We start from the raw sequence: 12,748 nt of genomic DNA, 5'->3' as shown, positions 1-12,748 counted from the left end.
TTCTCGTTTCGGTTATCCGCCAAGAATGGTGTTGATTAACGGAATTGTCCTGCTTCTGGAAGAAAGTCAAAACCAGCAGAAGCCAGTTTTGTCTCCAGTGCTGTGCGCTCGATATCGAAGAAAGCCACCAGTTTATCTAAGTCACCACCGAAGTCATCGCGTAGCTTCATATTCACAATGCTCATCAGCATGACAGGGTCCATAGATTCAAAGTTCGCTAGATTCATTACTTATCCTCAAAATCTGAAATCAGTAGGTTTGCCGCAGCAAATGCCGCTTTTTCACGCACTTCTTTAGGCAGGGACTCATCCGCTGCAACATCGTTCAGTGCTTTAACTGCACATGAAATTGCTTGGGGAATATAAGCTTGATCGCCACTACCAATCTGAGCATAAAGCTCACGAACCAGTTCACAACAGCCGTATACTTGCATGTTTTGTTTCCACTAAATGATAACTTATCTCAATATACACACAGCGGATTTGAAACTCAAAGTACAGAGTTGTTTTGGCTCAAGTTGAAGGTTTGCTTGAGCGAGATTTAATCACTGCATTTGTGCTTCTAACTGCTGAGTGACTTCTGGTGAAAGTTGAAGTTGTTTTGCTAGTTCTTGCAGATACGCTTTTTCCATAAAGTTTTGTTCATCAGCGACGATCAAAGACGCCAGGTAAATTTCTGACGCTTGTTGAGGAGAGGTCGCCTGATTAGCAATTTCAGCAGGATCAAGCGGTTTGTTTAACTCTTGCTGAACGAGGTGACGAACGTGCTCATCTGCGCCCATATCCGCGAGAGCTTGTTCAATGCGCGCCATTTCCTCTTCATCAACGTGACCATCAGCTTTTGCAGCTCCAATCATTGCTTTTAAAATTAAGACACTGTGTTTACTGTCATCGGGGTCAAAGGTTTCTTGAACACCTTGACCGGACTGTTTGGCTTGCCAGTCGTTATAAACTTTGTAGGCTAATGCTCCAAGCGCAGCAGCGCCACCGACTTTTAATGCGCCCGAGCCTATTTTCTTGGTCATTTTTTTACTTTTCTTCGAGCCCATCAGCATACCGATAAGGCCTCCGCCAACGGCACCTGCTCCTAGCGTTTTCAGGCTACTTGAGTTTGATGAGGGTTTGATGTTGTTAGTTTGTTTACCTAACGCATCAGCCCCTTGCTTGAGTAAGTCTGATTTGAGTGCTTGGTTTAGAAGACTTTTTAAATCCATAACTGACCTCCTTTAGATGATGAAATCAGTTTAATAGCAAGAAGCTGAACCAAAGATTAACAAAGTGAATAGATCTAAAGGGGAGTAGTAAGGTTGCCCAGTAATAAAAAAGGGCTGACCGAAGCCAACCCTTTCTAATTATTTGAAATTACTTCAAATGCGAACTCGTCGAGCGCTTACTTTAGTTGAGCTTTTACGTGCTCGATAATATCAGTCATTGCGACTGGCGTTTTCTCACCAGTAGCACGGTTCTTGTATTCGAAGTTGCCTTCTTTCATCGAGCGGTCACCGATAATAATGGTATGCGGTACACCAATAAGCTCCATATCAGAGAACATTACACCTGGGCGTTCTTTACGATCATCAAATAGTACTTCGATGCCCATTGCCGTTAGCTCAGCGTACAACTTCTCAGCGGCTTCTTTTACTTCTTCTGACTTGTGCATGTTCATTGGAACGATCGCAACCTGGAATGGTGCGATTGCATCTGGCCAGATGATGCCGTATTTGTCATGGTTTTGCTCAATAGCAGCCGCTACTACGCGAGTGATACCGATACCGTAACAACCCATTTCTAGGATGACGTTCTTACCATCAGGACCCAGTACACCACAGTTCATCGCTGCGGAGTAAGCGTTACCTAGTTGGAAGATATGGCCAACTTCGATACCACGCTTAAGCTGGATAATGCCCTTGCCACATGGGCTTGGGTCACCTTCCACAACGTTACGTAGGTCTTCAACTTGGCCAAGCTCTACATCACGACCCCAGTTAATACCGAAGTAGTGTTTGCCATCGATGTTCGCGCCCGCACCGAAGTCGCTCATTACCGCAACGCTGCGGTCAACAATGAACGGCAGTTTAAGGCCAACAGGGCCAAGTGAACCTGGGCTTGCACCGATAAGCGCACGAATTTCTTCTTCAGATGCCATTTCCAGTGGAGCTGCAACCTGAGGAAGGTTTTCTGCTTTCACTTCGTTCAGTTCATGATCACCACGAATAATAAGCGCGATGATTGGCGCATCAACTTCGTCAGATGCTTTCACAAACAGTGTTTTCACTGTTTTTTCAATTGGTAGTTCGAACTGCTCAACCAATTCAGCGATTGTTTTCGCGTTTGGCGTATCAACCAACGTCATTTCTTGTGTTGGTGCCGCAGCCTCAGAGGCTGGAGCTAGTGCTTCTGCTTTTTCAATGTTTGCCGCGTAATCTGACTCGCTAGAAAATGCGATGATATCCTCGCCGCTTTCAGCCAGTACGTGGAACTCTTGAGAGCCGCTACCACCGATAGCACCGCTATCTGCAAGTACAGGACGGTAATCCAGACCCATGCGATCGAATGCTTTACAGTAAGCATCGTGCATTGCGTCGTATGACTTTTGTAGTCCGTCTTTATCAATGTCAAAGCTGTACGCATCCATCATTGAGAATTCACGTGAACGCATTACGCCAAAACGTGGGCGTCGTTCGTCACGAAATTTAGTTTGGATTTGGTACAGATTTAGCGGAAGCTGTTTGTAAGAGCTCACTTCATTGCGAACAAGGCTAGTGATCACTTCTTCAGCGGTTGGGCTAAGTACAAACGGACGAACATGACGGTCAGTAAAGCGAAGTAGCTCAGGGCCCATCTTTTCGCTGCGGCCTGTCTCTTCCCATAGTTCAAACGGCTGAACAACGGGCATCAAAGTTTCGACTGCGCCTGCATTGTCGATTTCTTGACGAACGATGTTTTCGACTTTACGCAGTACACGTAGACCAGTAGGTAGCCAGGTGTATAAACCTGAAGCCAGCTTACGGATCATACCTGCACGTAGCATGAGCTGGTGGCTCACTACTTCTGCGTCGTTTGGAGTCTCCTTCAGAGTAGAAAGAAGATAATTACTGGTACGCATTAAATTTATCCGTTTATTTAAGTTAGATACTCAAGCTTGAATAAGCAGGAGTATGGGAGTTCCCGAAAGGGAAATTTGTTAGCCGTCTATAATATCAGCCAATTGCGTTTGTCAAAAGCTTTCAATAGCGGTAACCGTTATTAAGTTGCTTGTTGCTGTGAACTTTACGTTCAAGTCGAACAAATTTACCGCATATTCTTTGTCGTCCGGCTTGTTTTTCTTATATGCAGGGCGAGGATCTTGTGCCAGAACTTGTTCAATGACTGATCTTACATAGTCAGTATCGGATCGATTTTCTATCGTTGCTAATGCTTGAGCAGAAAAGGTGACTTGTGACTTTTCTGGCTCTTGGTCTGCGTATCCGCCTTGTGCTTCCGAAATAGAATCCGAATAGGGAATATAAGGCTTAATATCCACAATCGGTGTCCCATCCACGAGATCTACACTGCCTAAATCAAGATAGATTTGATCGCCTTGCTTAGTGACTCCTTTCACTTCAACGGCTGACATTCCGATTCCGTTTGGACGGAAAGTCGAGCGCGAGGCAAAGACACCAATTCGTTCATTGCCGCCTAATCGTGGCGGACGTACAGTTGGTTTCCAACCAGCTTCCAGATTCTGATCAAATAGAAACAACAACCAAACGTGAGAGAACTGTTCTAGCCCACGCACTGCTTCAGGGCTATTTGCTGCACCTAACAGTTTTACGCGTGCTTTAGCCTCTGGTACTAAGCGTGGTTGGCGCGGAACTGCAAACTTTTCTTTGTACGGTGTCTCAATGACGCCGATGGGTTCGATGGAATACATGGTGGACATCTTTAAGAATTCATTGAGATGAAAAGTATCACAAATTTCTCTTGCTTTTCTTGTTGATAATGATTATTAATTAAAATGTTATAACATAACAATTTAATTAAAAGGAAAAGTATTATGAAACCAGGAATCCACCCTGAATATCGTCCTGTGGTGTTCCACGACACCAGTGTAGATAAGTACTTTGTCGTTGGTTCTACGTTGAAAACGGAGAGAACCATCGAATGGAAAGATGGCAAAACTTACCCTTACTTTACGTTAGATATGTCGTCAGCTTCTCACCCGTACTACACCGGTAAACAGCGCGTTGTACAAACCGAAGGTCGCATTGCGAACTTCAACCGTCGTTTTGGTCAATTTAAGAGCGAAAAGGAATAAATCATGAAGGTAGTAAAATCATTAAAAAGTGCAAAAAGTCGTCATCCGGATTGTCAGATTGTAAAACGGAGAGGGCGTCTTTATGTCATTTGTAAAACGAACCCGAGATTCAAAGCTGTGCAAAAGTAATCAGCCTGCATATATCTAACTTATGGTTTTGTTTAATTGATAATGTTGAGTTAATTATCTTACATGGATGAAATATCTACATTTTTATTTAATGTTGGTTATAAATGCCTCTATTCGTCACAGTTTGTAACATTTAGGGCTTTTATTTGACCTTCTACTCAAGTACCCTTCGCACGCTTTTTGACATTTTTGTCACATTTGCATAGGAATAAAAACAAGGAGGGAACAGATGAGTTCATCTGATTCAATTAAACAAAACTCGCCTAAGAAGCCGCTGTTTACGCGCTTTTTGGATACTGTCGAATATTTGGGGAACTTATTACCCCACCCGATCACACTATTTGCCATTTTCTGTTTAGCCATTCTGGTGATGTCGGGTATTGCAGGATACTTCGAAGTTTCCGTAGTTGATCCTCGTCCTGAGGGTGCAAAAGGTCGTGCCGCGGATGGCATGATTCATGTCGTTAGCTTGCTTAACGCTGATGGCCTTGAACTAATCGTTACCAATCTAGTGAAAAACTTTGTCGGCTTTGCACCTTTGGGTACGGTATTGGTTGCGATGTTGGGTGTTGCTATTGCTGAATACTCAGGCTTGCTATCTGCAGCAATGCGTGGCTTAGTCATGGGTGCATCTCAACGCATGGTAACAGTGACGGTCGTTTTCGCGGGTATCATTTCAAATACGGCATCAGAGCTTGGCTATGTGGTACTTATTCCACTGGCTGCAATGCTGTTCCATTCTTTAGGTCGTCATCCACTTGCCGGTCTTGCTGCGGCGTTCGCTGGTGTATCTGGTGGTTACTCAGCAAACCTACTTATTGGTACGGTTGACCCGCTGTTGTCAGGCATTACTGAAACGGCGGCGCAAATGATTGACCCAACTTACACTGTTGGTCCAGAAGTTAACTGGTACTTCATGTTTGTGTCGACATTCTTCATTGCAATCACAGGTGCGTTTGTTACTGAAAAAATTGTTGAGCCAAAGCTTGGCAAATACAGTGAAGAAGAAGCCTCAGAAGATTTGTCGAACGACAAAATGGGTGGCTTAACAGACATTGAGAAGAAAGGCCTAAAACTAGCAGGTGTTGCTGTACTGGTTGTTTCAGCGCTGCTTGCTTGGACGGTTGTTCCAGAAGACGGCATTCTACGTTCTGATGCAGGTACAATTGCAGGTTCACCATTCCTGAAAAGTATCGTGGCATTCATCTTTGTGTTCTTTGCTATTCCAGGCTTTGTATTTGGTAAAGTTGTTGGCACGATGAAGACGGATCGCGATGTAATTGATGCAATGGCGAAATCTATGTCTTCTATGGGCATGTACATTGTATTAGTTTTCTTTGCGGCTCAGTTCGTTGCTTTCTTTAAATGGACTAACTTCGGTCAGGTATTCGCGGTTGCTGGCGCTAGCTTCCTGCAAGAAATTGGCTTAACTGGTCCAATGTTGTTCTTTGCCTTCATCCTGATGTGTGGCTTTATCAACCTAATGATTGGTTCGGCATCGGCACAGTGGGCAGTAACGGCTCCGATTTTTGTTCCTATGTTGATGCTTGTTGGTTATGCACCGGAAACGATTCAGGCTGCTTACCGAATTGGTGACTCGACGACGAACATCATTACTCCAATGATGAGCTACTTTGGTTTGATTCTTGCCGTAGCGACTCGTTACATGAAGAACTTAGGTATCGGTACGCTGATCGCGACCATGCTACCTTACTCAATCTGCTTCATTGTAGGTTGGAGTGTGCTGTTCTACCTATGGGTATTCGTATTTGGTTTACCAGTAGGCCCTGGCGCAGCAACATACTACACACCGTAGAAAACGGTTACCTCACACAGCTCCATTATAAAAAGCCTGCGAACGTCGCAGGCTTTTTTATCGATTGAGACTGTGTACGCAGGCTTACCTGATTATAGATGTCGGTTTATAGCTGAAAACGTATCAACAAAGGGCGATAAAAGTGCTGAGTGAGCCAGCACAAGCTTTTCCAAATTATGCGTTTGTACCAAGGTAAGTGCGCAATATAAACATAGCTAAATTCAATTTCTGGCCGGGCTTTTCTGTTGCGTTTAAAAGCCGGAGCGCCTGAGCTCATATTAAAGCGACGCTGGTATATCATTGCATGGCGGATGGTATAGGCCGATATTCGACGATACAATGCGAGGCGTTGTGGCTTATTGGTATCGTAGCCAAAAATTGGGCAAGTCATATCATTATCAATTTCTACAATGCCTAACGTAGCCAGCATCTCTTCTTGATAAAACAGTCCCACTAAATGTACTAATTTGTTCTGGCTCGCCTGTTTTAAATATTGGCTTGAAAACTGGATGTTATTGAGGCTGTATTTATCAAGGTAAAGCATGTCATATAACTCTTTGGCACGCTGAAACTCTTCATCAGTGGTCAGTGGCCTAAACTGCCAATCTTTATCATTAAGCAGTTTGAAGTCTTTCGTTAAATCTCGGTTGAAGCTGAACGCTTGCCAATCATCAAGTAGATACACTTGTCGTGTTACCAAGCTTTGCCATTGCTGCTGCTCTAATGGCTGAATAAAGCGTGATTGTTGACGTTGGTTAATGGAGCGAAGTACCAAGGGAAAGGTGGGATATTTATCGAGTGCGACGCGACGCAGTTCATCGAGATTTAAGGCTGCCCATTGTTCGCTATACATATTGGTGGACAAGCACTGATTGTTGAGCGTTTGGACTTGATCCAATCCAGCCAATGATAAGATTGGTTTAGTCATATTAATAAGTAACTTACATACCCATCGAACAGCCACATTTTTGACTTTGTGAAGCTCTTCTTCGGCGTAGCCACTAAGCAGTGTCATAGGGGAGACTGCATAACAGTTGTTTGGTATTTTTGGTGTTACGGAGTAAGGAATGGCAACGTCATCGATATAGTAGCAACCAAAGCTTGCTGTGCATTCATCAATAGGATTTGACTGCATGAGAGTGATAAAGGTTTGATGCCATTCTTGAGAGGAAAGTGTCACGAGTTCAATGCCTCTCCATTCCACTCAATATCAACGGTAGAAGCGTCGCTCCACTTCGTCTTGTTCTGCCTAGCTAACCGGAGTAATTCAAACATACTCCGGATTTGGCTCCCGACCGGTAAGTTATGCTGTTGCATCACATTCACTCCAGACCACCAATCTAGCCAAGTTCGAGCCTTGAACAGGGATAACCCGCCTTCAGCGATGAGTGTTATTGGACCTAAATGATGCAATCGCTGCTCGGAAGGACTGGTAAACTCCATATTAGGAAGCAGTTGGTTGCATCGAGACGAGAGTAGGTGCAAACCACTGGTGGCTCTTGGGTTACATTCAATCACGTAGAGTTCATCTTGTGATTTGATGAAGTCAAACGACACTTGCCCATGATAAGTATGACGTTTACCAAAAGCTGCGATAAATGTATCTAGTCGTTCGCACGAGATCGGCTGAAAAGCACTGGCGGCCGAGCCGTTTACACAGTATTTCGGCACATAAGCTTGGTGTGCTTTAAGGTCACCATGTTCAAAAATGGCATAGTTACACACCGGAGTCCCATGGATTTTTTGTTGCTGAACCCAAGGGAAAAGGGGCGATATCGTGGCGGCAGAAATAGACTGAGTCGTCACATCTCTTATGACTTGCCCGCCAAACCGAGAGTAAACGGGCTTTAGAACGGTTCTCTTATTAATTTCAATCTCACTTTTATCAGCGACCAAACGAGTTTTGGGAAGTGTAATTTCTGGCAAATCTTGAAGCTGTTCAAAGACGGTCAACTTGTTGTGCAGGGCATTGAGTAGTCCTACATTGGGCAGAAAAAAATCTACTTCTGGGCATTGTTTGGCAACATGAGCCAAGTAATACACTTCTTCACAAGTGGGTATCACCATATCAATACGCATCTGAGTAATGATTTTTAGGATCTGCTGTTGATAGTTGGGAAACGCAAATCGAGGCGAAGCGGTGGGGATATAAGACTTGATGCCTCGCAAAAACGATCCTAGAGGTTTTTTTAGCGAATCGGTGAGAATTACGTCATGTCCATGATGCATACACATGGTTGCCCACTCTAGTGCAACTGGTGCTCGGGCTCCGGTGATTAAGACCCGCATATGTTCACCACACGTCGTTGTTTATTCATTGGCGTCCAAATAGGCGCAGGGCGGTAACTAAATCTGACAGGATCAAGCCGCAATTGGTCAAACAACTTTATCAAGGCTTGATGTATAACCCGATGGTGGTGAAAATCCGCTTCAATTTGAATGGCTTGTGACCCTGTTTGGGTGATTCGGTAATCCACGCGACCTTTGGCAAATAGCGTTATAGCGCGGTAGATGAGATCTGGTAACACCGTCACTGGGACGTGGTTTGCGTTTAGCGTGAGGCGATCACCACATCGTCCGGCAATCGCGCCAAGAGGTTCAAATACGCCATTATCCTGTTTATTCTCAATAATATCGTCGAGCTGATAACGAATAATTGGCTGAGTTTTACGACGAAAATCGGTGATAATTGGGCTGTAATGAGTACGTTCGGTATTCAGCCAATGTTTTTCGATGTAAACAACATCTTGATTCCAGCGCATTTGTCCATGCTGATCAGTACATGCAAGAAAACCTTCGGTACATTGATAGACTTCATGGAGTTCGCTGTCGAACCGTTGAGAAATAAAGTGACGGTCACTCTCAGTTAGGACTTCTGCACCAGAAATGATCCGCTGTGGTTGAATTTCGGGTTGACTAAATTGACCGCTGAACTGGGCGCAGAGCTGAAGAGCTTGCGCACTACCAACCAAAAGTGTGGGTTGGAACTCATCCAGCTCTTTTATCCATTCTTGGTAAGGTTTGGTCAAATCGGCATAAAAGAATGTGACTGGCCCTTTCGCGATGGATTTATACAGTGGGCTGTTGGCCCGCAAGGCTAGTGCAATTCGGTGCTTTTGCCATAGGTTGGGCAACAGGCGAGCCAATATATTGCCAGCCCACAGTTGCGTTTCCTGTTTGTCAGCAAGAAATAACCCGCGCATGCCTGATGTGCCCGAAGAAAGCCCAACAGTAACATCGCCAACTTTCGAAGCGGCGAAGTTGCGTGACTGTTCTGCTTCGAGTGCTTGTTGCATTAGCTGTTCAGCATCTAGGCCTTTCGTATTCAACTCCGAGAGGCTCTCCATCATGGTTTGCTTATTCATGATAGGGAAATCACTAAGTGCTGCACCTTGAAGTGAGCGGTAATACGGTGAATGACAGCATACCCAATCTAGGTGTTGCGTTAAATGTCGTTGCTGCCATGTTTCGACTTGTTCCCTTGAGCCGAAGGGGCGGTAGCGGGTTCGCCAGAATTCTGAGATAAGCGTTCTCACTTCATCCATCCTTCTTTGATTAGCTGCTGGATAGTTTCCTGACAATGTGAAGGCACGAAGCGAACAAAGTGGTGGGTTTGTTGGTAGCAACTTCTCAATTCGGAGAGGGTGTTTTTATAGGCATTTGTGTCATCGCAAAGCATGTTCGCCAGCCAATGCTGATCAATATTTTCACTCAAGCTCTCGATTAACCAGCATGCATCGGCGAGTAAGAATAGCCAACCTTGGTCTCTTTTAACCAGCAAGCCCACTTGGCCAGCTGCATGGCCTGGCAAGCTAACCATATAAATGAATCCGTCGTCGAACATGTCTTTACAGAGCAAATTAACACCTTGGCACTGAGGAAGAATTTGGCTGATTGGTACGGAAAAATTACTATGAATGAAGAAGTTAGGTTCAAGCTGTGGAGGAAGTAGAGCTTTTAGGTATCCTTTTCTTACGCCTCCAATTCGACCACTTTTAGTAATTGCATCTACCCCTTTTTGTTGGCAATGCAATTGAGAGTGGGAAAACTCAGACACGGCAGCAATGTGATCAGCATGGAAGTGGGAGAGCACTAAGTGTTCAATATCATGAGGTTTGAGACTTTCTTTTGCTAACTGCGCAACAATTCCGTGTTCTTTTTTATAGCGACAAGGTGTTGTCCAAGCATAAAAACGTTCAGGGAAGGGACGAGTCGCGCTAAAAAAATGCTCGTGATATCCCGTGTCGAACAGGATGTTGCCTTGCGTTGGGTGCTGAATTAACGCAACGGCTGCCGGAAATGCTCTAGGCTTGATACCAGAGCCTGGTTTGACAACAAAGCCTGGGTGTACGCAGTGTCCAGCCTCAAAGATTTTTATTTTTAGACCAGTTTGCATACTGCTGTATTCCTTCTTGAATTGAAAAAAGCGGTTGGTAATTCAGTGTTTGTTTAGCCTTGCTGATATCCAGAGTTTGATGATAGTTAAACAATCCTGCGCTGTATGAGGTGAGCCTTGGTTCTGGCTGATGTGGTAAGTGCCTTCGTATTTGCTCACTGAGCTTTAATAATGGTGATACCACACCGTATGGTAATGATTGTAACGTTACTTTTAGGTTTAACCCCTCACATAAAGCTTGCAGAACAGTCTCAATTGGCATTGGTTCGTTGTTGGAAATGTTGAACACATCACCATGCTGAAGTTGGTCTGCCTGAGTGCAAGCGAGCATCGCTGCATGGGCAACGTTGTCGACATAGGTCAGATCAACCACAGGATTTCTACCCGATGGCAGAAGCAGAGTGTTGTTTTTTATCGCCTTAAGCACTCTTGGGATAATCGCGCGATCATTGGGTCCAAAAATGCCACGCGGTCTTAAAATGATCGCTTTGCTTTGGCCTTTTACGGCTTCAATTTCCGATAGGTATTTTGTGTGTGCATAATCATTACACCAGTATGAAGCTATGGCGTCGGTTTCTCGAATATTCCAACGGTCTTGATGGTCAAAGTAGACGCTGGTGGAGGAAATATGGATAAAACGCGAGATTTGATGGGTATTAGCCGCATTGACGAGGTTTTTGGTGGCATCTACATTGGCTTGATAAAACGCCTGCCACTTTCCCCATGGGCTTGAGAGAGCGGCACAATGGATGATTGCATCCATACCTTGGCATACCGCATGAACTGCTGAGTGGTCTCTTAAATCGACTATATGTGGGATAACATCGAATTGCTCGGCGAGTTGTTTAGCGATGACTGTATTTCGTGCTGTAAAATGCAGTTCATGCTGCTGGTGAAACATTCTCAGAATTGCGCTACCCAACATCCCGCTGCCACCAGTGACCAATATCTTCATAGTTTTAGCACTCCCATCCCTAGTGACAACCCTGCGGCGGTGCCAGCTAATAACACATGTTTTCCTGCGGCTTCTGGCTGATTACGCAGCCAGTGTAAGTTAATTGGGAGTGAGGCGGCGACTTGGTTTCCCAAAGTCGAAAAGTGATTAACGGTTTTCTCTGTTGGTAGCCCGGTGAGTGAAGGCAGTTTTTTTAATCCATGCGCGCTGGCTTGATGAGGAAGAAAATAATCAATATCGCTGAATGTTACCGGAGAGGCGTCAAACCCTTTTTTTAGAAACGCTGGTAAGGCTTTACGCACATGTTTAAAGAGTGCTTTGCCCTCCATCTCAAACTGGCAACTTTTTAAATAGGCTTGATGCTCGGAGGTATGCGGATTGATATGACTACCTCCGCCCTTAATTTGACAAAATGAATACCCGGTATGATGCGTTTCAAAGTGACTGGTGAGCAATCCATCATCGTCGTGTTCTTCGAGCAAAAATGCGGCGGCACCGTCCGCGAATAAGGTTGCAACTTCTGGTTTGAGCGTAAAATTTCGATTCAGTGTGATGCCAGTGGCGAGTTCGCTGGTGACAATAAGAATCCGACGGTACCGTTTTGCTAAGAATAGACTCTGAGCAAGATCAAGCGCAGAGAGAAAGGATAAACAGGTGCTGTTCAAATCAAAGCTTTCTAGCCATGTTGGAGCGTCTAACGCGGCGAGAACCGCTGAGGCGTCGTAGGGTAGAGACTGGTGGTGTGTGCCGCTAGCGTAGATAAGGAGATCAACGGAGCTTAAGGTATGTGTGTTTCCTAAACACTGCTCTATTGCCTGCACCGCCATGTAAATAGCGGTCTCTTTTGTATTGGCTACATGACGATATTCAACGTCGAATTTATTTCGGCAGGTCCCTGGCGCTAATTTTAGGAAGTGATCCATCTCTCGATCAGACCATTGATTCGTTGGCAGGTAGCTTCCACTGGAAACGATGTTAAAGCCCATTATTCTCTATACACTTATTAAAAACGTCGTTCAAAATAAACCACGTTGCATATTGAAGCTATGGTGAGCGAGATGAAAAATAAACAGAACAAAACAAATGGGAGTAAGAGCACGCTTTGGGTGCAATGCTGAGAATGAATTTTCAGGAATGAGCCAGGCTTTTATTTGCT

Annotated in this window: 14 protein-coding genes; 3 read left to right on the top strand and 11 right to left on the bottom strand. The window is 44.7% G+C overall.

Translation table 11 applies throughout. The features are described from left to right. Positions 1-35: 35 nt before the first annotated feature. The 5 genes from R8N28_RS13225 to tsaA all read right to left on the bottom strand — a co-directional run bounded on the left by R8N28_RS13225 (position 36) and on the right by tsaA (position 3,912). Complete coding sequence (locus tag R8N28_RS13225) at positions 36-227, bottom strand: DUF4250 domain-containing protein (RefSeq protein ID WP_005380289.1); 192 nt, start codon at positions 225-227, stop codon at positions 36-38. Further along, positions 227-433, bottom strand: a complete 207-nt coding sequence (locus R8N28_RS13220) for a YaeP family protein (protein WP_005391765.1) — start codon at positions 431-433, stop codon at positions 227-229. Before R8N28_RS13220 ends, R8N28_RS13225 begins: the two co-directional genes overlap by 1 nt. 111 nt (positions 434-544) lie before the next feature. Further along, the gene (locus R8N28_RS13215; protein WP_065274767.1) at positions 545-1,213 is read right to left on the bottom strand and encodes a tellurite resistance TerB family protein; all 669 of its coding nucleotides are present in this window, start codon (positions 1,211-1,213) and stop codon (positions 545-547) included. Positions 1,214-1,389: 176 nt separating this feature from the next. Next, positions 1,390-3,105 (bottom strand): proline--tRNA ligase, encoded by a 1,716-nt coding sequence (locus R8N28_RS13210; RefSeq protein ID WP_065274766.1) that lies wholly within the window; start codon positions 3,103-3,105, stop codon positions 1,390-1,392. 111 nt (positions 3,106-3,216) lie between these two features. Further along, entirely contained in the window at positions 3,217-3,912 is a 696-nt protein-coding gene (gene tsaA / locus R8N28_RS13205; protein WP_005380294.1) for a tRNA (N6-threonylcarbamoyladenosine(37)-N6)-methyltransferase TrmO, read from the bottom strand. A gap of 123 nt (positions 3,913-4,035) precedes the next feature. Here tsaA and R8N28_RS13200 point away from each other — a divergent pair, with 123 nt between their 5' ends. The 3 genes from R8N28_RS13200 (at position 4,036) to R8N28_RS13190 (ending at position 6,241) form a co-directional block, all read left to right on the top strand. Then, on the top strand, positions 4,036-4,296 hold the full coding sequence (locus R8N28_RS13200) for a type B 50S ribosomal protein L31 (protein ID WP_065274765.1): 261 nt from the start codon (positions 4,036-4,038) through the stop codon (positions 4,294-4,296). Between the two features lie 3 nt (positions 4,297-4,299). Then, positions 4,300-4,425 carry a type B 50S ribosomal protein L36 gene (gene ykgO, locus R8N28_RS13195; protein WP_005380299.1) on the top strand — a complete coding sequence of 42 codons (126 nt, stop codon included), beginning with the start codon at positions 4,300-4,302 and terminating at the stop codon, positions 4,423-4,425. A 229-nt stretch (positions 4,426-4,654) separates the two neighbouring features. After that, a complete protein-coding gene (locus R8N28_RS13190; protein WP_005380301.1) occupies positions 4,655-6,241 on the top strand; it encodes an AbgT family transporter in 1,587 nt (528 codons plus the stop codon). Positions 6,242-6,347: 106 nt separating this feature from the next. On the opposite strand, the gene R8N28_RS13185 is transcribed toward R8N28_RS13190, so the two are convergent. Genes R8N28_RS13185 through R8N28_RS13160 form a run of 6 tightly spaced genes read right to left on the bottom strand, consistent with a single transcriptional unit; the run spans position 6,348 to position 12,578 of the window. Then, positions 6,348-7,421, bottom strand: coding sequence for a hypothetical protein (locus tag R8N28_RS13185; protein ID WP_065274764.1), 1,074 nt, complete (start codon positions 7,419-7,421; stop codon positions 6,348-6,350). Beyond that, positions 7,418-8,530: an ATP-grasp domain-containing protein gene (locus tag R8N28_RS13180; protein WP_065274763.1), complete on the bottom strand. Its 1,113-nt coding sequence runs from the start codon at positions 8,528-8,530 to the stop codon at positions 7,418-7,420. The genes R8N28_RS13185 and R8N28_RS13180 overlap by 4 nt, the downstream gene beginning before the upstream one ends. Next, positions 8,518-9,786, bottom strand: coding sequence for a F390 synthetase-related protein (locus tag R8N28_RS13175; RefSeq protein ID WP_262635260.1), 1,269 nt, complete (start codon positions 9,784-9,786; stop codon positions 8,518-8,520). The genes R8N28_RS13180 and R8N28_RS13175 overlap by 13 nt, the downstream gene beginning before the upstream one ends. Beyond that, entirely contained in the window at positions 9,774-10,637 is an 864-nt protein-coding gene (locus R8N28_RS13170; RefSeq protein WP_065274762.1) for an MBL fold metallo-hydrolase, read from the bottom strand. Before R8N28_RS13170 ends, R8N28_RS13175 begins: the two co-directional genes overlap by 13 nt. Continuing rightward, positions 10,606-11,592 (bottom strand): NAD-dependent epimerase/dehydratase family protein, encoded by a 987-nt coding sequence (locus R8N28_RS13165; RefSeq protein WP_065274761.1) that lies wholly within the window; start codon positions 11,590-11,592, stop codon positions 10,606-10,608. The genes R8N28_RS13170 and R8N28_RS13165 overlap by 32 nt, the downstream gene beginning before the upstream one ends. Further along, positions 11,589-12,578 carry a ketoacyl-ACP synthase III gene (locus R8N28_RS13160; RefSeq protein WP_237288974.1) on the bottom strand — a complete coding sequence of 330 codons (990 nt, stop codon included), beginning with the start codon at positions 12,576-12,578 and terminating at the stop codon, positions 11,589-11,591. Before R8N28_RS13160 ends, R8N28_RS13165 begins: the two co-directional genes overlap by 4 nt. Positions 12,579-12,748: the final 170 nt, after the last annotated feature.

It is taken from the genome of Vibrio sp. Vb1554 (assembly GCF_033344235.1).
Note: the sequence above shows the minus strand (reverse complement) of the source record. Positions and strands in the feature narration are given on the sequence as shown.

Coding starts and splice junctions, on each gene's coding strand:
- R8N28_RS13225 (WP_005380289.1), bottom strand. CDS start 227: ATGAATCTAGCGAACTTTGAATCTATGGACCCTGTCATGCTGATGAGC.
- R8N28_RS13220 (WP_005391765.1), bottom strand. CDS start 433: ATGCAAGTATACGGCTGTTGTGAACTGGTTCGTGAGCTTTATGCTCAG.
- R8N28_RS13215 (WP_065274767.1), bottom strand. CDS start 1,213: ATGGATTTAAAAAGTCTTCTAAACCAAGCACTCAAATCAGACTTACTC.
- R8N28_RS13210 (WP_065274766.1), bottom strand. CDS start 3,105: ATGCGTACCAGTAATTATCTTCTTTCTACTCTGAAGGAGACTCCAAAC.
- tsaA (WP_005380294.1), bottom strand. CDS start 3,912: ATGTATTCCATCGAACCCATCGGCGTCATTGAGACACCGTACAAAGAA.
- R8N28_RS13200 (WP_065274765.1), top strand. CDS start 4,036: ATGAAACCAGGAATCCACCCTGAATATCGTCCTGTGGTGTTCCACGAC.
- ykgO (WP_005380299.1), top strand. CDS start 4,300: ATGAAGGTAGTAAAATCATTAAAAAGTGCAAAAAGTCGTCATCCGGAT.
- R8N28_RS13190 (WP_005380301.1), top strand. CDS start 4,655: ATGAGTTCATCTGATTCAATTAAACAAAACTCGCCTAAGAAGCCGCTG.
- R8N28_RS13180 (WP_065274763.1), bottom strand. CDS start 8,530: ATGCGGGTCTTAATCACCGGAGCCCGAGCACCAGTTGCACTAGAGTGG.
- R8N28_RS13175 (WP_262635260.1), bottom strand. CDS start 9,786: ATGGATGAAGTGAGAACGCTTATCTCAGAATTCTGGCGAACCCGCTAC.
- R8N28_RS13170 (WP_065274762.1), bottom strand. CDS start 10,637: ATGCAAACTGGTCTAAAAATAAAAATCTTTGAGGCTGGACACTGCGTA.
- R8N28_RS13165 (WP_065274761.1), bottom strand. CDS start 11,592: ATGAAGATATTGGTCACTGGTGGCAGCGGGATGTTGGGTAGCGCAATT.
- R8N28_RS13160 (WP_237288974.1), bottom strand. CDS start 12,578: ATGGGCTTTAACATCGTTTCCAGTGGAAGCTACCTGCCAACGAATCAA.